Annotated in this window: 28 protein-coding genes; 10 read left to right on the top strand and 18 right to left on the bottom strand. The window is 44.1% G+C overall.

Annotated elements, in window-relative coordinates:
- Positions 1-50 precede the first annotated feature (50 nt).
- From BEN74_RS01750 to BEN74_RS01730, 5 genes are all read right to left on the bottom strand, one after another.
- Positions 51-779 carry a zeta toxin gene (locus BEN74_RS01750; protein WP_416240782.1) on the bottom strand — a complete coding sequence of 243 codons (729 nt, stop codon included), beginning with the start codon at positions 777-779 and terminating at the stop codon, positions 51-53.
- Between the two features lie 27 nt (positions 780-806).
- Positions 807-1067, bottom strand: coding sequence for a hypothetical protein (locus tag BEN74_RS01745; protein ID WP_068911142.1), 261 nt, complete (start codon positions 1065-1067; stop codon positions 807-809).
- Positions 1068-1202: 135 nt separating this feature from the next.
- Positions 1203-1583, bottom strand: a complete 381-nt coding sequence (locus tag BEN74_RS01740) for a hypothetical protein (RefSeq protein ID WP_228200376.1) — start codon at positions 1581-1583, stop codon at positions 1203-1205.
- Positions 1555-1896, bottom strand: coding sequence for a hypothetical protein (locus BEN74_RS01735; protein ID WP_068911140.1), 342 nt, complete (start codon positions 1894-1896; stop codon positions 1555-1557). The genes BEN74_RS01740 and BEN74_RS01735 overlap by 29 nt, the downstream gene beginning before the upstream one ends.
- Before the next feature lie 311 nt (positions 1897-2207).
- Positions 2208-2681, bottom strand: coding sequence for a hypothetical protein (locus BEN74_RS01730; protein WP_068911139.1), 474 nt, complete (start codon positions 2679-2681; stop codon positions 2208-2210).
- Positions 2682-3052: 371 nt separating this feature from the next.
- Here BEN74_RS01730 and BEN74_RS01725 point away from each other — a divergent pair, with 371 nt between their 5' ends.
- From BEN74_RS01725 to accC, 5 genes are all read left to right on the top strand, one after another.
- Positions 3053-3499 carry a hypothetical protein gene (locus BEN74_RS01725; RefSeq protein ID WP_086374393.1) on the top strand — a complete coding sequence of 149 codons (447 nt, stop codon included), beginning with the start codon at positions 3053-3055 and terminating at the stop codon, positions 3497-3499.
- Positions 3500-3732: 233 nt separating this feature from the next.
- On the top strand, positions 3733-3882 hold the full coding sequence (locus BEN74_RS01720; protein ID WP_086374394.1) for a DUF4113 domain-containing protein: 150 nt from the start codon (positions 3733-3735) through the stop codon (positions 3880-3882).
- Between the two features lie 272 nt (positions 3883-4154).
- The gene (gene aroQ / locus BEN74_RS01715; protein ID WP_068911138.1) at positions 4155-4610 is read left to right on the top strand and encodes a type II 3-dehydroquinate dehydratase; all 456 of its coding nucleotides are present in this window, start codon (positions 4155-4157) and stop codon (positions 4608-4610) included.
- 18 nt (positions 4611-4628) lie between these two features.
- A complete protein-coding gene (accB, locus tag BEN74_RS01710) occupies positions 4629-5045 on the top strand; it encodes an acetyl-CoA carboxylase biotin carboxyl carrier protein (protein ID WP_068911137.1) in 417 nt (138 codons plus the stop codon).
- Positions 5046-5062: 17 nt separating this feature from the next.
- Complete coding sequence (accC, locus tag BEN74_RS01705) at positions 5063-6427, top strand: acetyl-CoA carboxylase biotin carboxylase subunit (RefSeq protein WP_068911136.1); 1365 nt, start codon at positions 5063-5065, stop codon at positions 6425-6427.
- 80 nt (positions 6428-6507) lie between these two features.
- On the opposite strand, the gene BEN74_RS01700 is transcribed toward accC, so the two are convergent.
- The 3 genes from BEN74_RS01700 to BEN74_RS01690 all read right to left on the bottom strand — a co-directional run bounded on the left by BEN74_RS01700 (position 6508) and on the right by BEN74_RS01690 (position 9604).
- Entirely contained in the window at positions 6508-6999 is a 492-nt protein-coding gene (locus tag BEN74_RS01700; protein ID WP_068911135.1) for a hypothetical protein, read from the bottom strand.
- Positions 7000-7376: 377 nt separating this feature from the next.
- Positions 7377-8549 (bottom strand): MFS transporter, encoded by a 1173-nt coding sequence (locus BEN74_RS01695; protein WP_068911134.1) that lies wholly within the window; start codon positions 8547-8549, stop codon positions 7377-7379.
- A 257-nt stretch (positions 8550-8806) separates the two neighbouring features.
- Positions 8807-9604: a Bro-N domain-containing protein gene (locus BEN74_RS01690; RefSeq protein ID WP_086374395.1), complete on the bottom strand. Its 798-nt coding sequence runs from the start codon at positions 9602-9604 to the stop codon at positions 8807-8809.
- A gap of 144 nt (positions 9605-9748) precedes the next feature.
- Between BEN74_RS01690 and BEN74_RS01685 the strand changes: the two genes are divergently transcribed.
- From BEN74_RS01685 to BEN74_RS01675, 3 genes are all read left to right on the top strand, one after another.
- The gene (locus BEN74_RS01685) at positions 9749-10216 is read left to right on the top strand and encodes a hypothetical protein (protein ID WP_213072366.1); all 468 of its coding nucleotides are present in this window, start codon (positions 9749-9751) and stop codon (positions 10214-10216) included.
- A 48-nt stretch (positions 10217-10264) separates the two neighbouring features.
- The gene (locus BEN74_RS01680; protein ID WP_068911132.1) at positions 10265-10984 is read left to right on the top strand and encodes an ATP-binding protein; all 720 of its coding nucleotides are present in this window, start codon (positions 10265-10267) and stop codon (positions 10982-10984) included.
- Positions 10985-11465: 481 nt separating this feature from the next.
- Positions 11466-12719 (top strand): IS256 family transposase, encoded by a 1254-nt coding sequence (locus BEN74_RS01675; RefSeq protein WP_000182043.1) that lies wholly within the window; start codon positions 11466-11468, stop codon positions 12717-12719.
- Here BEN74_RS01675 and BEN74_RS19650 read toward each other — a convergent pair.
- Positions 12664-12906, bottom strand: a complete 243-nt coding sequence (locus BEN74_RS19650) for a hypothetical protein (protein ID WP_119285018.1) — start codon at positions 12904-12906, stop codon at positions 12664-12666. The two genes, BEN74_RS01675 and BEN74_RS19650, sit on opposite strands and share 56 nt — an antisense overlap.
- Before the next feature lie 187 nt (positions 12907-13093).
- On the opposite strand from BEN74_RS19650, the gene BEN74_RS01665 reads away from it, so the two are divergent.
- Positions 13094-13753 (top strand): hypothetical protein, encoded by a 660-nt coding sequence (locus BEN74_RS01665; RefSeq protein ID WP_068913035.1) that lies wholly within the window; start codon positions 13094-13096, stop codon positions 13751-13753.
- 61 nt (positions 13754-13814) lie between these two features.
- Here BEN74_RS01665 and BEN74_RS01660 read toward each other — a convergent pair whose 3' ends face one another.
- Complete coding sequence (locus BEN74_RS01660; RefSeq protein WP_068913033.1) at positions 13815-14807, bottom strand: DUF4435 domain-containing protein; 993 nt, start codon at positions 14805-14807, stop codon at positions 13815-13817.
- Positions 14800-15180 carry an AAA family ATPase gene (locus BEN74_RS01655; RefSeq protein ID WP_068913031.1) on the bottom strand — a complete coding sequence of 127 codons (381 nt, stop codon included), beginning with the start codon at positions 15178-15180 and terminating at the stop codon, positions 14800-14802. The genes BEN74_RS01660 and BEN74_RS01655 overlap by 8 nt, the downstream gene beginning before the upstream one ends.
- Between BEN74_RS01655 and BEN74_RS01650 the strand changes: the two genes are divergently transcribed.
- Entirely contained in the window at positions 15105-15503 is a 399-nt protein-coding gene (locus BEN74_RS01650) for an SMI1/KNR4 family protein (protein ID WP_086374420.1), read from the top strand. The genes BEN74_RS01655 and BEN74_RS01650 overlap by 76 nt on opposite strands.
- A gap of 162 nt (positions 15504-15665) precedes the next feature.
- Here BEN74_RS01650 and BEN74_RS01645 read toward each other — a convergent pair whose 3' ends face one another.
- The 7 genes from BEN74_RS01645 to BEN74_RS01615 all read right to left on the bottom strand — a co-directional run bounded on the left by BEN74_RS01645 (position 15666) and on the right by BEN74_RS01615 (position 22588).
- Positions 15666-16253 (bottom strand): N-acetylmuramidase family protein, encoded by a 588-nt coding sequence (locus tag BEN74_RS01645; RefSeq protein ID WP_119285016.1) that lies wholly within the window; start codon positions 16251-16253, stop codon positions 15666-15668.
- Positions 16254-16256: 3 nt separating this feature from the next.
- Positions 16257-16634 carry a hypothetical protein gene (locus BEN74_RS01640; protein ID WP_119285015.1) on the bottom strand — a complete coding sequence of 126 codons (378 nt, stop codon included), beginning with the start codon at positions 16632-16634 and terminating at the stop codon, positions 16257-16259.
- Between the two features lie 177 nt (positions 16635-16811).
- On the bottom strand, positions 16812-17933 hold the full coding sequence (locus tag BEN74_RS01635) for a leucine-rich repeat protein (protein ID WP_086374370.1): 1122 nt from the start codon (positions 17931-17933) through the stop codon (positions 16812-16814).
- Entirely contained in the window at positions 17930-18103 is a 174-nt protein-coding gene (locus BEN74_RS19580; RefSeq protein WP_228200375.1) for a hypothetical protein, read from the bottom strand. Before BEN74_RS19580 ends, BEN74_RS01635 begins: the two co-directional genes overlap by 4 nt.
- A gap of 37 nt (positions 18104-18140) precedes the next feature.
- Positions 18141-18842 carry a hypothetical protein gene (locus tag BEN74_RS01625; RefSeq protein ID WP_068910417.1) on the bottom strand — a complete coding sequence of 234 codons (702 nt, stop codon included), beginning with the start codon at positions 18840-18842 and terminating at the stop codon, positions 18141-18143.
- A gap of 3 nt (positions 18843-18845) precedes the next feature.
- Positions 18846-19685, bottom strand: coding sequence for a hypothetical protein (locus BEN74_RS01620; protein ID WP_068910418.1), 840 nt, complete (start codon positions 19683-19685; stop codon positions 18846-18848).
- Positions 19686-19753: 68 nt separating this feature from the next.
- On the bottom strand, positions 19754-22588 hold the full coding sequence (locus BEN74_RS01615) for a hypothetical protein (RefSeq protein ID WP_068910470.1): 2835 nt from the start codon (positions 22586-22588) through the stop codon (positions 19754-19756).
- Positions 22589-22626: the final 38 nt, after the last annotated feature.

Below are 22626 nucleotides of genomic sequence, written 5' to 3'. Positions count from 1 at the left end.
CGTTTTTGATGATTATTCAGTTCATATACGGCGCTGGCTGGATGTTCATTCTAAGCTTCAAAGTCCTTTAAGACTTTATCGGCAAACCATTTCGGCAACGCTTTCAAGCTTTGGTTGATTTTCAGAATTTCGGCAGAGTCAATTTCCGCAATAAAAGACGCCTGCTGGCCATCTGCAGAATTATCAAAAATATAGGTGCGGTCAGCCGCCTCTACGGCCGGCATCAGCAGGTCCATGCTCCGGTAATAGCGTTCTTTGATTTTCTGCTCAGGCACGCCATGCCCGCCCGCCTGTACCCGGTACTGCACGCGGGCGACATTGATCATCGGGTCAACAGTAGAAACAAAATATAAATAGGTGCGGTAGCCTTTGCGCTGGGCTTCTTGCAGAAACTCAACTTTAGAGATATGCGACATCACCGTTTCAAAGGTAAAGCTGACTTTTAAATCCAGAAATGCCAGGCGGATATAGTCAATAATTCTGGCGCAGAGGTAAGAGTCAATTTCACCGGCATCGAACTGAACTTTCCATTCATCCAGCAAGGTGGGCGCTTGGGTAAGCAAAGGAACATAGCCGCCGGCTTTGGGGCGCTTTTTCTGCTGCAAAAACTCAATTAAATCCTGCGCTTTCAATGCAGGATGATAAGCCTGCAAATCAAGGCGCTGTGTCTGATTCAGCTGCTGTTCCAGTTCGTCCGCATTTAAATATGCCCCAATGTGATGGGGCAATAAATATTCCTTAACGGTGCTTTTTCCTGAACCATTCGGACCTGCAAACATCCTGATGCGGGGCTGTCGAGGCATGCGTTATACGATTTCTTCTAGCTTTTTCTTGCGTTTCAGCATTTTAGGCAGATAGCTCACAGCCACATAGGCTTGCGACAAGTCTTTCACTGCGGTTTCCTGACCGTTCTGCATACGGCGCATAAGCTGCTGATTTTTCACATACAGCACCTCAGAAGATGCGCAAGCGTGCTCAAACGCATGCCGGAAGGCATGAATGGCAAGCTTAGGGATCATATCGTCCTCATATTTGCCCGCTTTGATGACCGAAGTATAAGCTGTCATTCAACAACTCCTGCAATTGACCCGCATGTGTTTTTCCTATCTTAGCATACTGGCTTAATTTGTCTATTTATTCAGCAGTGTATCCGTACTGGCTGGCGGCGTAAAAAAGCCGCTCTGCAGCGGCTTTAAAACGGCTTATGGCTTGATTTTTCCAGCGCAAAACACGCCGGCAGTCATCCCCGAGCTGCTCAGGCTCTGCTGCTGCTTGTCCAAATACGCCTGAGAGATCTTCAGCATCATCGGCGCAAGGTCTAATTTCAGGTTTTCCTGAGAAAGCTTGGCGATTTGCTGATAGGCATTCAGCCGGTCGCAAAAGGCCTGGCTCTGCGTATCTGCATCCGCCGCAGAATCCGGCTCATCCAGAATGGCTTTTGTTTTCTGTATCAGCTGAGTGTAGTGCTGAATCTGCCGGTCATAATCCTGCTGCGGCAACGGTTCCGCATGCGCATGGAAGCCAACAGCGCAGAATGCCAGCGTGAGCGCCCGCTTAAGCCTCATCGCCTTCTTTCCAGACATCTTCATAATCATCTGCATCAATCATAAAGCGGTAGCCGGTGTCCAAAGCTAAATACGGCAGCGCATCCGGGAATTCTTTTTCCAGCGCTTTCACTGTAATGATTTCAAAGAATTCTTCGCCATCATCCAGCTCGCCGCCGTAGATAAACCAGGACACACTATTTTCATCCGGCAATTTGCGCAGGCCGACGATTGGTTCTTTGTTCAGGGTATGCAGCGCAACTGCAACAACATCAGTTTCTTTTAGAGGGCGGTATGCTGAACCGAATTCTTCGCATACCAGTTTCTGTTCTTCAATCAGCTCTTGATCCATAGCTCTAGGGCATTCATCATCTATTTGTGAAGCCTATTGTAGCCGATCAATGCTGCATAAGGTGAGCCTCTGCGCAAAAACCGCCAGACTATTTCTGCCCTATTTATTCTCCTATAGCCTATAGTGAATCAGCCACAGAAGATTGAAGGATGCTATACGCTAAAAGATCAGTCGATAAAAGGCCTTTATCAGGCAAATGCACTCTGCTAAATAGAGCAGCTGATCATTTGGGGCGTGGCAACCTGGTATATGCGCCTAGCACACAATAAAAAAGCGCTGAACTAATGAACAGCGCTTTGGAATGATTACGTTTACTTATAAACAGCCTTGAACTGCTGGTAAAGCAGTGATTCTTTGCCGTCATTCAGCACATAGCGGGTAATGGTGCCTTTGTCTGTTTCAAGGCTCATGGTGATTTTCTGCCCCGGTTTTTTACCGTCAAGATCGGCCATCAGCCGGACTGGAGCAATAACCGAATTTCTGGAACGGTGCATGCCGAACAGCACTTCATGTTCCGTCGCGCCTGCCGGAGCAAAACCGAAAGACTTTTGGCCATTGCTGAAGCTGACATGCTTAATCTCAAAATCATGCTTGACGCTGTTTAGGCTGATCTGCATTTCCAGCAGGTCTTTTTTCTGTTCATTCCAGCTTACCGTCACAGCAGGACATAATTCATTGGCTTCACACAGCAGCAAACCGCGGGTGCCGATGTTTTCACTTTCCGGCATCGCTGCGCAACCGGAAATCAGCACGGCGCCAAGCATCAGACTGGTTAATTTTTTCATTCTTCCCCTCTATTGTGAATGCCGAATATGGCCTAAATCTGCCTTCATTCTAGCGGACTTTCGCTAAAAAGATAATCCGCCCGGTCCGGCTAAAGAGCTATTTCAGGTGCGCCGCGCGATTGGCTGGCTGATCCGCAGCGCTGAATATCGGCATGGCTGTACGTAGTATGAAGTTAAACAGCGCCACAGGCCAATATACAGGTGTTTTCCAGAAGCTATATACAGTACCGCAGATATGCCATGGAATAGCATTTCAGCCCCGATGATTTAGCGCCGTATTTGATTGATGAATGCTTTATCCGCCTAAGTAGCTACAGCGCTGTACTGGATATTGAGCGCTATTGCTTCGACTGAATCCAGACTATGGAGAAATGACTGGGCCTGCCCTGCACATCGGCATTAGCCACAGCAAGACTCAAGCTAAACTTGCAGACTATTTTGCCAAGAAGCAACATGGCTTTCAGTCCGTCTGCAATCTTGCTGAAATTTGGGGGATTGAGCGGAAAACCGGCAAAAAACTTGCCAGCTGTCACATTCAAAATGCCTATGATTTAACTTTTGCCAATGCGCACCATCCCGCAAGGCAGTTTCCTGCGCTGACTGCCCTCGCCATCCATGAGCTAAACGGTCAGTCCTGCATTGCGCTGAATGCCCCTGAACTCCCGCCGCCACAGCACCTTTCTTCGCGCAGATTTCCCACAGCATTATGTGATAAAAGCATCATTAAACAGGCGGTTATTTTTCATCTGAACCGGGCGCATAAGCGCTTAACTGCGCAGGGCTTGCTGTGCGCCGCCGTGCATGTGCCGCTGCATTAAAAGATCTCGAATCCGCCTGATAAAAAAGCCTTTCCTATGCTGTAGAGCTGGAATACACTGCAGACGACCTGCTAGCATTGAGTCCTGACTTCCTTCATCAAACTAATGTTTTATTTAAATAAAATATTGGACATGTAAAGCTTTCCGTCATGCTCGGCGCGCTGCATGCCAAAGCGCGACTGAGCAATGAGCTGCGGCATCCGCTTTAGAAAATCCAGCGGTTCGGTCAGCAGATGAATACCCTGCTGGAAATGGAAGGCAAATATGGCGCTGGCTATATTCAGGCGGGATATTCCTCTGCGCAGCAGGCATGGAAAATGAAGCAGAAATACCGCCCTCCGCGCTATACAGCCTGCCGGAATCAGCTGCTGAAAGTGGGCTGAATGCGCCCCGTTACATAAATAATATGAACAGTTTTCGCCAATTCCGTTTAAAATTGGAAAAACATCAAAAAACCGCAGCCACGCTGAAAATTGTAATCTTTTAACATTGCCAATTCTCTGCAAAGTTCACATTATATAGCTCAATTCTGGCACATGCTTTCTACGTCAATTTAATGAATTTATAAAAAAAATGTGGAATATTATGCCATAATAAGCAAACTTTGCAGGCATCTTGCAAAGTACTTTTGCAACTTATAATTGGAGCAAGCTGAATGAGTTCGACCATTTTGGTCATTCATGGACCGAACCTGAATTTGCTGGGAAAGCGTGAACCGGAAGTTTATGGATACCTCACCCTTGAGGATATAAATCAGCAGCTCATTGCACAAGCGCAAAATGCATCAATTTCACTCAATACGTTCCAAAGCAGCTGGGAAGGCGCAATTGTTGACCGCATTCATCAGGCTCAGCAGGAAGGCGTGCAGTTCATCATTATTAATCCTGCAGCATTGACCCACACCTCTGTTGCAGTGCGGGACGCGCTGCTTGGCGTAGCCATCCCGTTTATTGAAGTTCATTTATCCAATGTGCATGCGCGCGAAACATTCCGCCATCACTCTTATTTATCGGACAAAGCCGTTGGCGTAATTTGCGGTTTAGGCGCGAAAGGCTATGCTGCCGCGCTTGACTTCGCCATCGATAAAATCCAGCCCACTTTGCAATCTTAAAACTAGGAATACTGTCTCATGGATATCCGTAAAATCAAGAAACTCATCGACTTGATGATTGAATCTGACTTACAGGCGATTGAAGTTAAGGAAGGCGACCAATCCATTGCTTTAACTCGACGCAGTCCAGTCGTGGCGGCAGCGGTTCCTGCTATGCCTGCGCCATCTGCTCCAGCTCCTGCGGCTAAATCTCCGCGCGGCGCTGTTGAAACTTCGCCGATGGTTGGCGTGTTCTATGCAGCTCCAAGCCCAGGCGAACCGACATTTGTTAAAGTAGGCCAGACCATTTCTGCTGGCGAAACGCTGGGCATTATTGAAGCAATGAAAATCATGAACCCGATTGAAGCGACGCAAAGCGGCGTGATTGAAGAGATTCTTGTGAAAAATGGTGAAGTTATTCAATTCGGCCAGCCATTGTTCCGCTACCGCGCCTAAGACCTCGGGGAAAAATAATGTTGCAAAAAGTTTTAATTGCAAACCGTGGTGAAATCGCGCTGCGGATCACACGGGCGTGCAAAACTTTAGGAATTAAAACCGTTGGTATTTATTCCGATGCAGATAAAGACCTGATGCATTTGCGCTTCTGCGATGAAGCGGTATGCATTGGCCCGGGCGCAAGCAGCGAAAGCTATCTGAATATCCCTGCGATTATTACCGCAGCGGAAATTACAGGCGCAGATGCGATTCACCCCGGCTACGGTTTTTTATCTGAAAATGCAGAGTTTGCTGAAATTGTAGAAAGCTCAGGCTTCATCTTTATTGGCCCGCGTCCGGAACACATCCGCCTCATGGGCAACAAAGTTTCAGCAATTATCGCCATGAAAAAAGCCGGCGTGCCAACTGTGCCGGGCTGCGACCATGCTGTAACAATTCACAATGCCCTTGCAGAAGCCAAAGAAATCGGTTTCCCGCTGATTGTCAAAGCGGCTTCCGGCGGCGGTGGCCGCGGCATGCGCATTGTGGAAAATGTTGACAGCCTGCTTGAATCCGTTCAGGCAGCGCAGCGTGATGCTGAAATGTGGTTTGGCGATGATACCGTCTATATGGAGCGTTTCCTGCAAAAGCCGCGCCATGTTGAAGTTCAGATCCTCGGCGACGGCAATGGCCATGCAATCCATCTTTATGATCGCGACTGCTCTTTGCAGCGCCGCCATCAAAAAGTTTTGGAAGAAGCACCAGCGCCGGGCCTGCCGGAACAGGCGCGCGCAGACATTCTGGAAGCGTGCGTGCATGCGTGCAAGCTTATGCAGTATCGCGGCGCTGGCACATTTGAGTTCCTGTTTGAAGATGGCGAGTTCTTCTTTATTGAGATGAACACCCGTGTTCAGGTTGAGCACCCTGTGACTGAGATGGTTACCGGCGTTGACATCATTGAACAGCAGCTCCTGATTGCTGCCGGCCTAGGCTTAGAGCTGCAGCAGGACGATATTGAAGTGCAAGGCCACGCCATTGAATGCCGCATCAACGCGGAAGATCCGACAACATTCATGCCGTCTCCCGGTAAAATCGAGCATTTCTATGCGCCAGGCGGCGCTGGTATCCGCTTAGACTCTCATATCTATCAAGGCTACAGCATTCCGCCGTACTACGATTCAATGATTGCCAAGCTGATTTCGCACGGCAAAAACCGCGAGACTTGTATTGCGCGCATGAAGCAGGCGCTGGAAGAAATGATCCTGACCGGGATTAAAACCAACATTCCGCTTCATAAAGATCTGATCCTGGAAGATAAAAACTTCACTAAGCAGGCAATGGACATCCACTATCTGGAAAAGCATTTGCTGAAGCAACTTGAAGCCAATCAAAACAAAGAATAATTTTTAATGGCGGAAACATTTCCGCCATTAAAGCATTAAAAAACCGCTCAGCTGAGCGGTTTTTTAATTTCCTGCATTTTTTAAGGAAGGACACGGCGCAAGGTGGCAAAACACTGCTCGGCTTTTGCATTGCTGCAGAAATCAATGGTGTACGGATTCTTCCATTTCACAAAATACTGTGAAATTTCACCAGTCTGATCTTCCTGATTTCCAGAGCAGTCAGGCTCGTTGTTATCATATTTAACTTGCAGAATCAGCGCTGGAATTTGCTCATCCAAGTCCCGCGCAGGCTGATAATCATAAATGCCGGATGACCATTCCGAACCGCTTTTAATCACAACATCATTATTGTTCTTAAAATTATAGTATTCGATGCATTTGCGGTTATTCGGGATTTCCATGCCCCACAGGCCGGCAATTTCAGGCCGCGTGGTGATCCGGAAGCTGTTTGTGCTGCTGGCCTGCTCTTGAACATCTGATGCCTGATCTTGCGTAGAATTGTTATTGTCTGACGACGCCATTGCGCCCGATGCGCACAGCATCAGCAAAACTGTTAAATATGTTTTTTTCATACGTTTATTCAGTCATATAACCCTGTGCTCTAAATTAACATATTTTTTAATAAAACCTTAATTTCTCAACATTTTATAACAATCATTCCGCTTTGTGCACAGCGCTCAAATGCGCATGCGCCCAGACTGGACGGCCACGTTTTTTGCACGGAATATTTTTGATGATTTCTTTAAATCTGTCAGGAACTTATCTTTTCAGAGCATGAAAGGAATTGATCTGATGAAATATGGTCAGTAAATACGGCTTAGGCTATTTCAAAAAATATTCACCGCCTGACCGCTTTTAAACACAGCAGCGCCATCCCCTGCGCTAAATGAAATCGGCATTTCGGCAAGCTGATATTATCCGTATATCCACCAATGAAGCGGCGCAGGCATTAAGCGCCAGCGCCGTACTCTGCCTGCATATCTTTTGGCAAGCCTGCAATAAAAAACAGTCCGGCCAGAGTTGAAATGCCAGCCAAGATGAAAATACTGCCGCCGGAGAGCTGATCCCAATAATGCCCGGCAAGCATGCTGCCGCTGGCAACGCCCAGCCCCCACATGGTGCTGTAAAGCGCCTGACCGCGGCCCTGCTGTCCCGCAGAAAAGTTCTGAAAAATAATGCGCATTGCAATCATATGAAACAGCCCAAAACTGAATGCATGAATGGTCTGCGCTGCAAACTGCAGGGCAAACACTTGAGGATATGCCCCAGCGATGACCCAGCGCAGCCCGGTCAGCAGCAGGCAGGCGCAGACCAGAATGCGCCAGGAAAACCGCTGCAGGAACAGGTTTGCATAAGCAAACATAATGATTTCCGCAATTACCCCAACCGACCACAGCAGGCCAATCCGGCTGGTTGAATAGCCCGCCTGATGCAGATAATTGCTGTAGAAGCTGTAAAACGGCGCATGTGAAAACAGCAGGATAAATTCAATGCTGAAAAAGCATGCAACCACGGGACGCTTTAAAATGGGCAGCAGCGGTTCGAGCTGTTTTTGTGAAAGCGGCGCGCTGCTGGGTTCTTTAATGCTGAATGACCAAATAAACGCTAGGAATGCAATGCACAGCAGCAGCATCGGCAGCATGGAGATGGGAATGATCTCCAATAATGCGCCGATGCAGAAAACTCCTGCAATAAAGCCGATAGAGCCCCATTTGCGCACTTTTCCATACAGTTCAGCGCGCTGATCTCCCAGCCAGAATAACGTAACGCCTTCAAATTGCGCCAAAATTGCGTTTTGAAAGAAGCTGAAAATCAGCATCAGCAAAGCAATGGACTGAAAGTCATTGGGAATAATGAAAATCAGAAGCCAAATACAGGATTCCATCCATGTTGCGATGCGCACCAGCAGCATGCGTTTGCCGGATTTATCTGCAATCCAGCCCCAAATAAAGGGCGCAAAAAAACGGGTAATAATTGCAATGGATGCAAGAATGCCGATTTCCTGATAATTAAAGCCCTGATCTTCTAAATACAGGTTCCAGAACGGCATGAAGGTGCCGACAATCGCATAGTAGAAAAAGTAAAAACCGCCTAGTTTATGCTGGATTGGAAGGTTGAGCATTAAGCAGTATTCCCTTGTATTTACAATGAGTTATTTATTTTTAGAGTTGTATCACATTGTACCTGAAACGCCTAACGAGTAAATCAACAGTATACAAAATAGTATACAAATCTTTTTTAAGTAAATTATTTCAAAATTTGTATACTTTTGATAAAAACTTGTACTTATTTTATTTTTCCATTAATAAACATATATTTATTTTTATTATATAAATTATCGTATATCAATAAAAAAACCGCCCGAAGGCGGTCTATTTGTCACTTGAGCAATCTATATCTTTCATGTGGCAATGTTTTAAGTTCGAACATGTGGTCGTAGTCATAACTCGGCACTTTGATGCCATACTTTTTACAAACATCCGATATAGCATAGCTCATAGAAAACATATTGTCATGCAGCATATAGACAAGCTGAGGATTCAGCTTGGCAAATGCCGGGCTATGGGTATTCCACCAAGCCTGAAATAGTCGAGCATGGCCGCAGAGCGTTTCTATAGATTGGTTTTCATCTATATGGATGCTCCCTTTTGCCTTGACCTGCATCGTTTCCAAATAATCTACAGCATCCTGAAAATGAATAGCTAACAGATCACTATAACGTGAGATACGGAAGTGTTTATTGTGACGCGACCACATTTCCGCATAGATTTTTCGTTCTCCTTGGGCACGACGGTCGACGATATCTTTAAGTTCAGCTTGCTGTTCTGCGTTAATTTTTACTCGAGTGTCGATTTGCTGCTGCTGTATTTCTTTATCAAGTACATCAAGTACCCATTTGCGGAATTCTTTAGCAACTGGTGTTTTTGCAAACATAGCGATCAAATGACAACCGCGCAAAGAAAAAACCCGTACGCCCAAATTGGGCGTGTGAGGATTCTCAATCATCTGTGTCATATCGGAAGTGAATTCATCAGACTTACGATTAAATACTTTGGTTACTGCATCTGCTTGTTTGTAACCCAATGCACAAGCTAACTCCGATGATATGATCCAAATCTGGTCATTATTTTGCTGTATTGGATGAAATTGTATTGCATTGAATGTTAGACTCATCATGTCTTTTCTCCGTTCAGGGATTAGATAAAAGCCTCGATAGCCGTCCAAAGTTTTCGAGGCTTCTTTGTCACTAATTTAGTAACATTGACTTCACTTTAATATGATACTAATCTAGTGTCAACAATTAAATTATTGAGTTTTCGAATGTCAGATAAAACACGTACACAAAATCAAGATGAATGGAAACGAACACAAATACGTATTCCGCAAGATCAATACGATGACATTGTTGCTTATGCGGACAATAAAGAAATTTCTCTTAATACCGCTATGATTGAACTTATGGATAATGGTTTAAAGGCGGCAGAAAGTAGAGTTGATCCTGAAGATCTGGATATAAAAATTATTAATCTTAAAAATGGGATGAAACGCTTAGTTTATGGAAAACTATTAAAAGCCTTTGATCTTGATTACACCCAAGATCTTGATTCATTAAAAGTCGATATTGAGCTTTCGTTAAAAAGGCTTTATGAATCTTCCCTGCTTAAAAGATTAGCTTTTTTCAACAAAAATGTTTTTGTCTATCAAGGTAATAATCATCTAGATATAGTAGATGATGGAGTTGGTAGCCTAAACTGGCTGATTATTGAAGATCATTATGTCAGCTCTTAAAAAAACTGATTAGGTTAATTTTTAAAAATATTTATCAAAGGTAATAGTATGATCGTCAATAAAATTAGTAACATTTATATTAGAGATTTATTTAATAACCACAATATTTGTTGGAGTATAAAGGATGTAAATGTTTTAGTCGGAAAAAATGGTCTAGGGAAATCTACAATTTTAGAATTAATAAAAGCATCTGTAACTAAAGACATAAATTCACGCGCCTTAAAGCTTTGTCACGGAATTCAAATTGTTTTTGATGAAAATCAACCAAATGAAGCAAAAAATCACTTATTTAACCCTGCTACAATGCAAGATGAAGTGTTAAATCGTTTAACGAAAGATGATTTTTTAGATCAAATAATTAATAATATTAAAAAAACAAATCAAAAAATTAATAAAAACAATAAAGACCTAAGAAACGAACTTATCAAAAGAATAATCAATGAAGTAAATAGCGATGTTAATACACAAGCTATAAGTCAAAATACAATAGAACTTCCTGTTGAGTATATTTCAACTGTATCAATGAGTGCTAATTCAATTAATAATATTAATACCAGTGATGGAAATACTGTAAATTTTCTAAATTATGAAATTAGAGAGCAAATACAAAAATTATTAAAATCCCCAAATCACCAAGAAAACATAGAAAAACTTATTTCTGTTTTAAACAACATGTTTTCAGATAGTCAAAAAAAAGTAGTTCTGCAAGATGGTAACTTTGGGTTTAATGAACACTGCAAAATAGAAGAATATTCAACACCTCTATGAATAGCTTTCTTTGGCTCTGCCCATTCATTTTGTATTTTTCCTATAACTTCAAGGAAACTGCTCATTTATTAAGTTCCTAAAGATTTTGAAATTTTCCTAAAATTAACATAATACCGATTATGCGCAATCTATTTTTATTTTAATATAAATCATTAGCTTAAGAGTTAAGAGAAAGTCTAGTCCGAAGAGGTTGGGCTTTCTTTAATGATTTTTACGTTCCACGCCAAAATGGGGGGGAGATTTACCCCCCGCTACATTGAAAACCTTGAGATCCATGCGGAATGCGCCAGTAAAGTGAATGCCTGGATTGAAATTGGAGAAGCCCTCAAGTGAGGGCTATCTATTTCGACCCGGCAAGAAATCACATGCCTGACCATCACCGTCGGAGCTATAGTCATTTGTGGTGTATGAGGGGAAAAGAGGGTGGCGTATCCTGTTGATTGTTTCCTCCAAGAAATAATTAACAGTAGAGCGATACGCCATGACAAATATTACCCTGAATGTTCTTTCACAACCAGATGAAACTGGCACTGATGTGCTAACTGCTTTATTGCGTAATGGTGCTCGTCAGCTCATTGCGCAAGCAGTTGAAGTAGAGCTGCAGCAACTGCTGCAAGCTCATGAAGAACTGCGTTTACCCGATGGCCGCAAAGCTGTGGTGCGTAACGGCTATTTGCCTGAGCGCAGCATCCAAACGGGCATTGGCGATGTTGATATCAAGGTGCCAAAAGTGCGTGATCGTAGCGGCTCTGGTATTCGTTTTACCAGCGCACTGCTACCGCCATACCTCAAGCGTGCCCGCAGCGTTGAAGAGTTATTACCGTGGCTGTATCTCAAAGGTATTTCCACTGGAGACTACCAAGAAGCCCTTGCAGCCTTGCTGGGTGAGAATGCCAAAGGTCTGTCAGCTAACACCATTTCCAGGCTCAAGGAACGCTGGATTGATGAGCACCGAGAGTGGCGACAGCGCGATTTGAGTGACAAGCGCTACGCGTACCTTTGGGTTGACGGTATTTACAGCAACGTCCGCCTCGATGACCGTTTGTGCTTGCTGGTGGTGATGGGCGTGACAGAGCATGGTCGCAAGGAGCTGATTGCCGTTGAGGAAGGCTATCGCGAGTCTGAAGCCAGCTGGCTTGAGCTGCTGAATGGCCTGGTTGCGCGTGGGCTTACGACCTGCCCAAAGCTGGCAATAGCTGACGGCGCCTTGGGCTTCTGGAAAGCCCTGAGTAAGGTCTATCCGCAGACCAAACAACAACGCTGTTGGGTGCATAAAACGGCCAATGTGCTCAACAAACTGCCCAAAGCAGTACAGCCCAAAGTAAAAGAAGCACTGCATGATATCTGGATGGCAGAGACGCGTGAGAAGGCTCATAAAGCCTTTGATATAGCGCTGGAAAGGTTTACTGCTAAGTACCCACGCGCAATGGAATGCTTAGCTAAAGACCGTGAGAGCATGTTGGCTTTCTACGATTTTCCAGCAGAACATTGGGTGAGTATACGCACCACCAACCCAATTGAATCTGCCTTCGCTACAGTACGTTTAAGAACCAGCAAAACCCGCAATTGCGGTTCAAGAAACACAACCCTAGCAATGGTTTATAAATTGCTGCAATCAGCGCAGAAGCGCTGGAACCGCCTGAAAGGATTTCAACTGCTAACCCTCGTGGTCAATAACGTTAAATTCCAAGACGGCGAACAAGTAATGGAGCAATCAGACAGGAAAACCGCCTGATGCTCGTACACCAGATTTGACCATAACTCTCACCGTCGCGGTCTAAACTTTTCCAGCCCGTCTGTCCAGATTTCTTTCTTTGCTCATACCATTTTTGTGCTTGCTGCTGCGTACTAAAGTCAGCGCATTTTTTTGCATAAACTTGGATGGAAGTGAACCCCAAAACTAAAATGAGTAAAAATTTCATAAATTATTTTTAAGTCAGCGTATTAGCTGAAGTCTATCAACTCTCAGCTTGTTTGCTCAATGAATCTAGTTAGAACGTCGTATGAATAATGGTTTAGTTGACAAATCCTAGTTTGAGTCCTAAAAGTTGGTTGACAAATTCTTAAAATCGTCCTAAATCAGACTTTTATTTTATAAAAAACATGATAATGGAAACTTTAATAAAAATTGGTGGGTTGTTGGCAGTTCTCGTTGTACCGATATTTTTGGCCCATTTGAACAATAGATTAGCGCATCTAAAACATTCAAAAGATAGCAAAGCTGAGGCTTTGAAATTAGCAGATGAGTTTGAATCTTCTGAGCTAGAAAAGCGTTCAACTTTGTATAAAGATAGGTTAGCCAAATCACTTTTTAACAATGAAGCTCTCACATATAGTGAGGCTAAATTCTTTTCCAAGTATGAAAATGCAGATCTGTGGGTAAGTGAATATGTAAAAGTAAGAAATAGATTGAAACGTGAAAGGGATGAAGATGGGATTCTGATTGAGTTTAAAGCTAGGGCTAAGTGGTACACGATTCTGCTATCACTTTTTGGGTATATCGCTTTTGCTTTTGTAGGATTAATCCCTTTTTATAAAGCCCAGAAGTATATGGATTGGATACTAAGCTTTTACGACAAAGGAATGCTCTTAAGTATTTTTATTATTGTTGCATTACATACTATTTGTTTAGTTGCTGCATTTTTATGCCTAAAGTATGTTGAGAGATGTGTAGATGCAAGCATATTTATTAATGACTTTAATAAATATGCTTTTAAAGTGCATGTTATTGAGGAAAAAGAGAATAAGGACGTAGATATTGTTGCTTAGGTTCTTAGCTAAGAAAATATAAAAATTTTAGAGTTTAAAAAAAGCGCCATCAGGCGCTTTCTTAAGATATTGATGCTACTTTATTTTTAATTTCTTTATGAATTTCATCATCCTGATTGATTGGATAGCTATGACAAAAAGCTTCTAATGGAAATTGCTTTGTAAATAATGAGTTTAATTGACTGATTCGTTCTCCAATAGCTTTACCTGAGAAGTTTTCCTTGATTTTATCCACTTCTTTTCTGTAGAGAATATCTATTAATTGTTCATGAATTTTGAAAATAAGATCATAAACTGTATGCCCTGAAATATATCTATAGGCATTGTCAGGGTTAATATTTAGAGTCTGTAAGTAACACTCTGCCTGAGTAATCTTTTCATCATTGTATTGTAATTGATTAAAATAAGAACACAGATTATTTTCTATAATTTCTAATAGATTTTCATCTAAGGTTAAATCATCTTTTACAATTTTTTTCCCAAGAATATTAAAGCAATTATGGAAATCACTTTCAATAAATCCTTGAGTATTTCCTGAATTTAACTCATTGGAAAAAAATACTAAACCTTTAAATGCAATAGGTGAGAATTTGTTTAAAAAAGATTCAATATCAACATTATGCTGAATTGTGTGTTTTATTGAATTAAAAAATAAATTTAGGTTTTTTTTATCTAATAATGCACTTTCTCTACTAAATCCATAAGTGTGTATAATAAATCTATTGTTAATTAAGAATTGTGAGTATTCAGGATTTATTCTAGGGCAGATAATGTCATAATCACTATCAACAGCGATTAGAACTTTTTTATTTGCACCTTCATAGAGTCTTTCCAGTGCTCTTTTACCTCGTTCACTAGGGCGATCTTTGATAGATGCTTGAACATTATATTGATTTGGAAAATGAAAGTTTATGAACTTTTCCCAGAAGACTTGATCTGAATCATCCTCAATATAAACCAATCCTTTTTGAGCTGAATCTTTACTACCTTCTTTACTAGCGTTATAAGCCCCAATAAATTTACCATTCGTCAGAAAGCTTTGAAAATCAGACATTATTTTTCGCCTCATTAATAATATCTTTGATATCAGTAAAACTATCCATCCAACCATTCATTACAATTGCTGGACTGTGAGTTACAATAATAATTTGACTATTTTTATTAACTTTTCTAATTTCTGAAAGTAACATTTCTTGCCAAGATAGATGCAAAGATATTTCAGGTTCATCCATCAAGATTAATGCATTGTTTTCATTTGCATTTATTACTTTTGTGAAAATGTAAATAACTTGTCTTTCGCCTGATGATAATGAGTCATAACTAATAGTTTTATTGTTTTCTAGATAAAAACATAAGAAATAAAAATCCTCCACTAATCCCCAAAATTCTTTTACCCAAAATATTAGAGGATTTTTATTCGATATCAAATGGTGCTGATTTATTCAAAGATAAAATATATGGACAATGGGGGCTAAAATTATATTCTCTAAATGAGTTAGCTTATGCCTCAAAAACTTACCAACAGGATAGAGCAGAAGATACGCTTGAAGGTGATTTAATCATTGGGGAGTTCTATGGGGATTCCGACTTATTGTTAGTGAGATGTGATCCTAATAGTGATGATTACGGTTTTATTCTTGTAGTTTTACCTTTAGATCAACGAAAAGATTGGTACCTTGCTGCCAATAATTTTGAAGAATTCATAAGTAAATTTTATAATTCCCAAGGTGATAAATTTTGGGAGCCTTAAGATTATATATTGGATTTTAGCCCCATTTAATATTACAATGTTTGTGCTCTCACCAATAAGAATGTCTAATCCGTAATACTTTTGAGCATTACGGACTGGATATTAACATAGAATATGCTGTGTAGCCTGAAAACAGAATGCACAGCAATAAAGCAGCCAGCCTCACTTGGCTGCCCACTTCTTATAAGCATTGGCCAGCTTTGTGTCATAGCTGTTTTTTGCATATCCCTTGCCGTTATAGCCCAATGCAAATGCCTTCCAGTCCTTATTTTTCAAGGCATTGATCAGGCCATTCACTTTAATGTAGCGGCACATTGCATCAAGCTGTGAAGCTTCGTCTTTGTACATTGCATTGACGAAAGCTTGCAGAGACTCATAGCCAAGCGATTTCCAGTGATAGCCCATCACCTGCCCAAGGCCCCAGCTTACAGACTCCAGCGCCGATTCGCGGTGATATTCAGCGGCTGCAGACAAGCGCTGGTGCTGAACGGAATACAGGCCGTAGCCGCCGGACGTTTTGCTGCAGAGATTCGGCTGTTCAATTTCCATTTTTTCGGCAATGCTGAAAAGCTTGCCGGCGATCAGGCGCTGGCGCATCACATGGCGCTCAAAAAGAATTACCAGAGTGCTGTCTGGATTAAATCCTGATCCCCGGCACTCAACTTCGTGCACCGCTTTTAACGCAGCTGCCTCTACGCCCAGCGCTTTAGCCTGAGCGCCTATTTGCGCATCAGTCAGTTTTTTACTCATAAATCATTCTCCCCCTTTGCCATTTCCCCAGATTGCGAGGAATGCCGCTTTAATTTCAGAAATTACCTCAGGCAGCGGCTTGCCTTTCAGCAGCGCAATCGACTGATACAGAATGCCGATGGCTAAAAGGCCGAACACCGCAAACATAAGCATGATGAAGCCCTGATACATCGTGGACGTTTTGAGCATTTCAAAATGCTCAATAAATGCCGAACCGCCATACAGACTGACCGTTACGCTGGCCAGAAACTTGCCGATGACGCCCATGGAAACCTGAATTTTCCCGGTTTTATCAATGTCCCCGCTCAGCACCAAAGCCAGAATCGCGCCGACGACGGCCGGAATCACTTTGATCACCCACGGAATTGTACTTTCCTGCATCCCCAATACACCTATATTTTTGATATGGCTATTGTGTCGCCGAAGCAATCAGGCAAATAAAGCCTGTTCCAATAAAAAAACCCGCCGCAGCGGGTATCTGTACATGCGAAAATTATGCTGCAGTTTTACGGCATTGCAAAAGTGATAAGCGTTAACAACTCCAGCTGGAACACAGAGTCAAATTGCCGTAATCATAGAGCTGAAATTCGACCAGCCTTCCGCAGCTTTATATGCGTTCACTGATTCAGCAGGCACTCGAATTGAAGCAATAGGATTGCCATCGAAAGGCAGCCAACTGTCAGACTCAAATTCCGGCGGTATAATAGCATGCACTGTGACCGCACTTATGGCATTGTCTTTAAAGGCATAATTTCCGAGCCTTTTTAAACCCGAACCCAGTACCAGATCTGTAATTTTGTTTCCGGTAAAACTGTTTTGACCAATAAGCCAAACCGTATCTGCGATAGTCAGTGATGTAATTTTATTCTGCAGAAATGCTTGTGCAGAAATAATTTCAAGTCCATTGTAAGTCAGCAATTCTGTAATATTCAGGTTGCGTTTAGAGCTTTCAGTAACATCTACCACCCTGTCACTGTATAAAGTTCCATCTCCCTCGATTTTCCATTCGATAGTTGTGGGCAGATCATTGGCTGCTGCCGCCAAACAGAAATGGAAACTGTATTTTTCAACAACAACATGACCCAATTCGATATCAGTGTCTCTCGCAAAGTTAGGCTCCTCAACAGGGAAAAGCTCGAATGCTCGCCGCTCATCCGTTTTATTCTTGATTGATATTTGCCGGCCGTTTCCGGTCAAGTCTTCAACCTGCAGCCCCACGCTATCCATAGCATCTTCATCCAGCATTAAAACGTCGGAAGCAGCCAGCGTACCATTGATATAAATATCAAATGTAATGTTTCTAAAAGTCAGGAACGGCAGTGTATTGCGCACTTTATTTAAAATGATCTGCTGCTGGCCGTCTGGAGGCGTGCAACTGATTACGAAGCGGTCTTCGCCGCTATCTTCTTCGTTCTGACCTAAACGCAGCACCTGCACGCTTGGCACGCCAGTATCCAAGCAGTCCTGCACGGCAATATAATCCGGGTTCTTAGGATCATGACCCAGCTGCCCGCGGATATTGCCCTGATGAATGGCCATCGGCGCATCCACCCGGCCGCGCTTGAAGCGGCCTAAGATCACGGCGCCCGTTAGGCCTTCCGCGATTTGCTCTTCGGTGCGGTCAATAATGTCCTGACGCTGAATGCCGACCGCTTCGCCTAAAATTTTTGTGGTGTTCATTTTCTTCTCCTTCCAGAATTACTCATAGCCTTAATAATTTCATTGCCCATTTTTATGAATGCATTATGTTTCTGGGCTTCCGCCTCAATTTCCGCCTTCCTCTTTTCCCAGGCATCCGATGAATAAAAGTAAGCCTCAAAACTCACAGGCAGCCGCAGCGCCTCATGCATTGACATCCGGCAGTGGCTGGCCAGATCCTGCGCAGTGCTAAGCAAATGACTGGTCCAGTTCTTTGACGATTCCGAAAAAGGCGGTAGTGGTGCAAAATCGAAGCGGCGCGTCATCTGCACCTCTTGAAATGACTAAGCCCTGATTGCTGACATTCAGGTGAAGCATGGTGAATAATTGATTGTTGAGCGTAATGAAGTCCTGATAGATCAAGTCAAAATCACTTTGGGCCTGCTTTTTTAAAAACTCCAGGCGCTCAGAGAACTGTTTGATAAATTCACTGTCATTGGCGCTGCGGTCCGGCAGTTCCGACAGCTTTTCATGCCCGTCATAGCTGATTTGAAAGGCCAGCATGCATGCAATCCATTCCGCGGCATTCGTGCAGTGCTCTTCCAGATATTCAGCTTCCCTGCCGGTCAGCTGGCGGACGGTAATGCCATTGATTGTGCGTTCAGGCAGCCAGGGGCTGCCCGCATTCAAAAAGCAGGCTGAGAAGTCCGTATCACTGGAAAAAAGCGTATTCGACTGCTTTTCCACATACTTCAGCATTAAAAAGTAGCGCTCTTGCACCGTCATTTTCAGGGGCAGTTCCGCATTGGCCAGCACATGCGACAAAAAGGCGCTGATCCGCTTTTCATTCCGGCTTTTATCAATTGCAGCAACTTTCAGGGAGTCATTGAAAATGATTTCCTGCATTTGATATGTGTTATTGCCGACCGGCACTGGATCAAAGGTAAGCATTGTTCAGTTTTCTCCATAAAGATTACGGACATCTTGGGCATCCCAGGCCGCCCGGCTCATCATGCTGATGTTCACGGCAAGGCTCAGGCGGTTCCCGTGCTCATCAATCGGGGTGACAATCGGCGCAGAGACACTTGCAATAATAAAGGGCCAATATGTTTTGCCGTGCGTCGTCAGCGAGACATACGGCGGAATAATCCCGGAAAACAGCCCCTCAGCGCCTTCAGACAAAACGTCTGTCAGAAGCGTGCCTTGAGATAACTGCGCCGGCACGGCCCAAGACTCCAGCCGCATGATTTTGTTTTCGACTTCTAATTTGGCATCCCGTAATGCGATGAAAAACAGGCTGAGGTTCAGGTGTACGGAAGCCGTGGACAGGAATACTTGCGTTGTATTCACTTTGTTCAAGTTGGTTTTTCCCTCAACTGATTTGGCCCATTCCGCAATAGGCTGCGCAGCGGATACGAGTGCGCTGACCGCTTCATCGGGAAGCCCGCCCATTGCTGCTCCAGCCGCCGCCCCCATTGAAACAACCGCCTGGCCATTCTGCAGGCTGGCCATCAGCATCGGCATTTTCAGTTCAGGGTTGGAGTTTTCAAAGGGCGTCTGCCACTGGCTTTCCATAGTCTTGTCGCCGTCCGTCAGGAAGGCGCGGACCGTCGGCTGGCTTGAGTCCACTTCAACCGTCTGATTGCCGTTTTCGTCGCGGGAAACCGTGCAGATATTGAATTCCGCAAACTTATGCTTTGATACACTCCCCCAGAAAGGGTCCGCGTTCATGCGCTCCGGCTGCGATGCTGCTGGAGCATTGGCTGCCGGCACTTGCGCAAGAGAATTTCCCATAAAAATAGCCCTGTTTTAACAGGGCTATTTTCTCAAGGCCGGGCTGAAGCCGGCCTCTGCAGTTCCAATCAACTAGACCGGTAAAGGATTTCAAACAATGGATTGGATGCTGAATCAAAACTGGAAATTAAGCTTTTTTCCATTTCATTCACAATCAAGGCCGCAAGGGCAACCGTATCCACTGTGCTGCCGGCCTTTCTCAAGGCATTCTGAATGATTTTGCTCTTCACATCCTTATCATCAAAAATGACCGCCGGCACCAAGCTTTCATTCCGCTGGGCAGCCAGCTTCAGCCGCTCCTGCCCCACAACAAGATAATATTTATGCCCTTTCTCAATCACCAGCACAGGATCTTCTTTATTGATCTTGCTCTCGTCCACCTTAAGCGCCTTGTCTGTGACAATTTGCTTTAAGGGAATATGCTCATAGCTGCCGTCTGCGGCCCATGAATCAAACTCAGACCAGGTGTGCTGAAGCTTCTGCGGCAGATCCGCCATGGCAATCCGCTGAATGCTCCCGAAGCCTTGCCAGCCCGCTTCAAAATTTGAATGATAGATCTGTTTAGCCTCATCCTCAGATTCAGCGCCGATGATGATTTTATGCTCATCAAAAGTGCCGGCCGCATTCAGCTGCAGGATGATATAGGCCTGTTCCGGCACTGAATCCAAGTGGTTTTTAACAAACACATCGATTTCATCGCCATCCGCACCCGTTGTATTTTCAATGTAGCCATAATGGTGCTGCATTTTGACTTCCCACTTTTTGCCGCCGGGATCTGTGCCGGCGCGGACAGAGTCTGCAGGATTTTCAATTGCGATATTCAGTCCGCCAATCTGCACGGCGCCTTTACGGTATTTGCCGGCAATCAAGCTCGCCTGATCTGGCGGTAAAGTTCGATTGTAGGGAGAAGTTGCTGCCTGATGGGCATGCTGATCAAACAGCGTGAATTCCTCATTTGCCGAGTCAAACATGCTGATCGCGGCATTGTCCCCGTAATTTTCATTAATGACCGCGGCAGCATAATTGATTGCGTCTTTAATGCTGACCGGCTCCGGCTCTCCAAACAGTCCCATATTCAGCTGATCAATCGCCTGCTTTTCGGCAAACTCAGCCATTGCCTTGAACAGCATGCTCATTTTTTTTGCGCTGCGGCTGTTCTTTGAAAGGAACACGGCCAGTTCCGGCACATCCTCTGCCAAGTCGCCGAACAAGCCCTGCTGCTGAACAAACTCTGCAATGTCCTGATCATTGTGCTTTGCTGCCATGATTGTATTGGCCGCATCAATAATCGCATTGGTGACACGCTTATCCAGCGCCTGCTCGATCCCGTCTACAATCGAACTGGAAACATCCTGAATGTCACCGCGGCCGGCAGCCTGCGCCTCGATAAACTTGGGCGCTGCGGCGCCCAAGGCATTCAGCATATTCTGCAGATCCGGTTTTGTTTGATCCGCCATCATTTCCAGCAGGCGGTCATCGTTATAGGCTTTGCTGAAAATGGCCGCCTTAATCCGGGCGACCAGCGCCTGAGTCGGCTTGCCTTCAGTTGTGATGTACTGGGCAGCTTCCGTATCGCCTATGGATTTCAGGAAGCCATGAATGAACTTCTGATTTCCGGCCGTCAGCAGGTCGCCGTCATCGCCTGGAGTAAACAGGGCCAGCAGGTTTTCGTCCAGCCGCTTGGCGTCCGATTTGGCGCGCTCAGTTGCGCTGAATGACAGTTTATCGTCCTGATTGGCTTCTACCGCGAACTGAACCCGGTCTACTGCTGAAGTGCGGATGCGGACAAGTATAGGCTGCTTGAAGCTTTCTGCCTGCGCAGCGGAAAAGCCAAAATATTCAGCTTCTTCAATCAGCCATTGCCGGTATTCGTCAGCCTGTCCGCGCGCATATGCCAGCTGAATGGCCATAGTACGGCCATTGCCCGATTCAACGGCCAAGTCATCCCCAACAATTGGTGCTCCAGTATCGGCCCGACCTGAACGCCCAAGGCTTTCAGGATCTAATCCATTTGACGTTTTTTGAACCCAAGCCTGTGAGGATTCACGGCTGCGGTCGCGCGGCTGCAGCTCCTGAGGGTATTTGGGATTTTCAGCGCCGGCGGCTGTATGCGAAGCGATGACCTCATCAGACTCAAGCAATGCAAAAACAGTGGAAACCTTGGTTCCTTTGGCTGTTTTGACATTATTGCTGCGGCCTTTAACGATGGTGCTGATTTTAAAGTCAGCAAATAAGCGCTTTCGGGCCTCTTCCGCAGACAAAACATTTCCTTCTTTGTCTAAAACCTGAACATCAATATTGATTTCATCATCAAGTCGTGATTGAATAGAATCAAAGCCAACTTTAGAGCCTGTGGTGCCTTGAGCATGTGAGACAGTCCGTAAGTTGGCTTTTTCTTTTGATGCGCCTAAGTAATACAATAAATTCCCGTCATTATCTAAAGCTACTTTTAGAGTAATATTCAAAGTGTAATCGTTCACTTTCTTGGCTTTTGTGAAGTGGTAATAACCTACTGCACTATCTTCCCGTTCCTTATTTAACGACACTAGATCACTGACATCACCCGTCATTAAAACTTCAGGAATATATGGGATCGCCAGATACTTAACATCCCGCATCCGGTCATGAACCTTGCCTCTTGATTTTGAATTAATACGGACCAATCCAATTTTGGTGTGCACCAGTTTGCCATTCAGGTGATCATTAAAATAAGCCTTTGATGCCGTGATAAGTTTTCCTTCATACTTATCGAGGCTAGATAAATATTCCTGATATATTTTACCCGCCTGCTCACTGTCCCATTCAACAATCTCATTATTTTCAACTTTTGAAATTAATTTATCGATTGTTTTTAAAACTTCAGATTCATCCTGAATGCTGTCAATTTTTGCAAAATCACTCATCACATACTCAAAAAAATAGCCCTTTACCGGGCTATTTT

Source organism: Acinetobacter sp. WCHAc010034 (genome assembly GCF_001696615.3).
Taxonomy (GTDB): domain Bacteria; phylum Pseudomonadota; class Gammaproteobacteria; order Pseudomonadales; family Moraxellaceae; genus Acinetobacter.
This window is presented reverse-complemented; position numbering and strand designations above follow the sequence as displayed.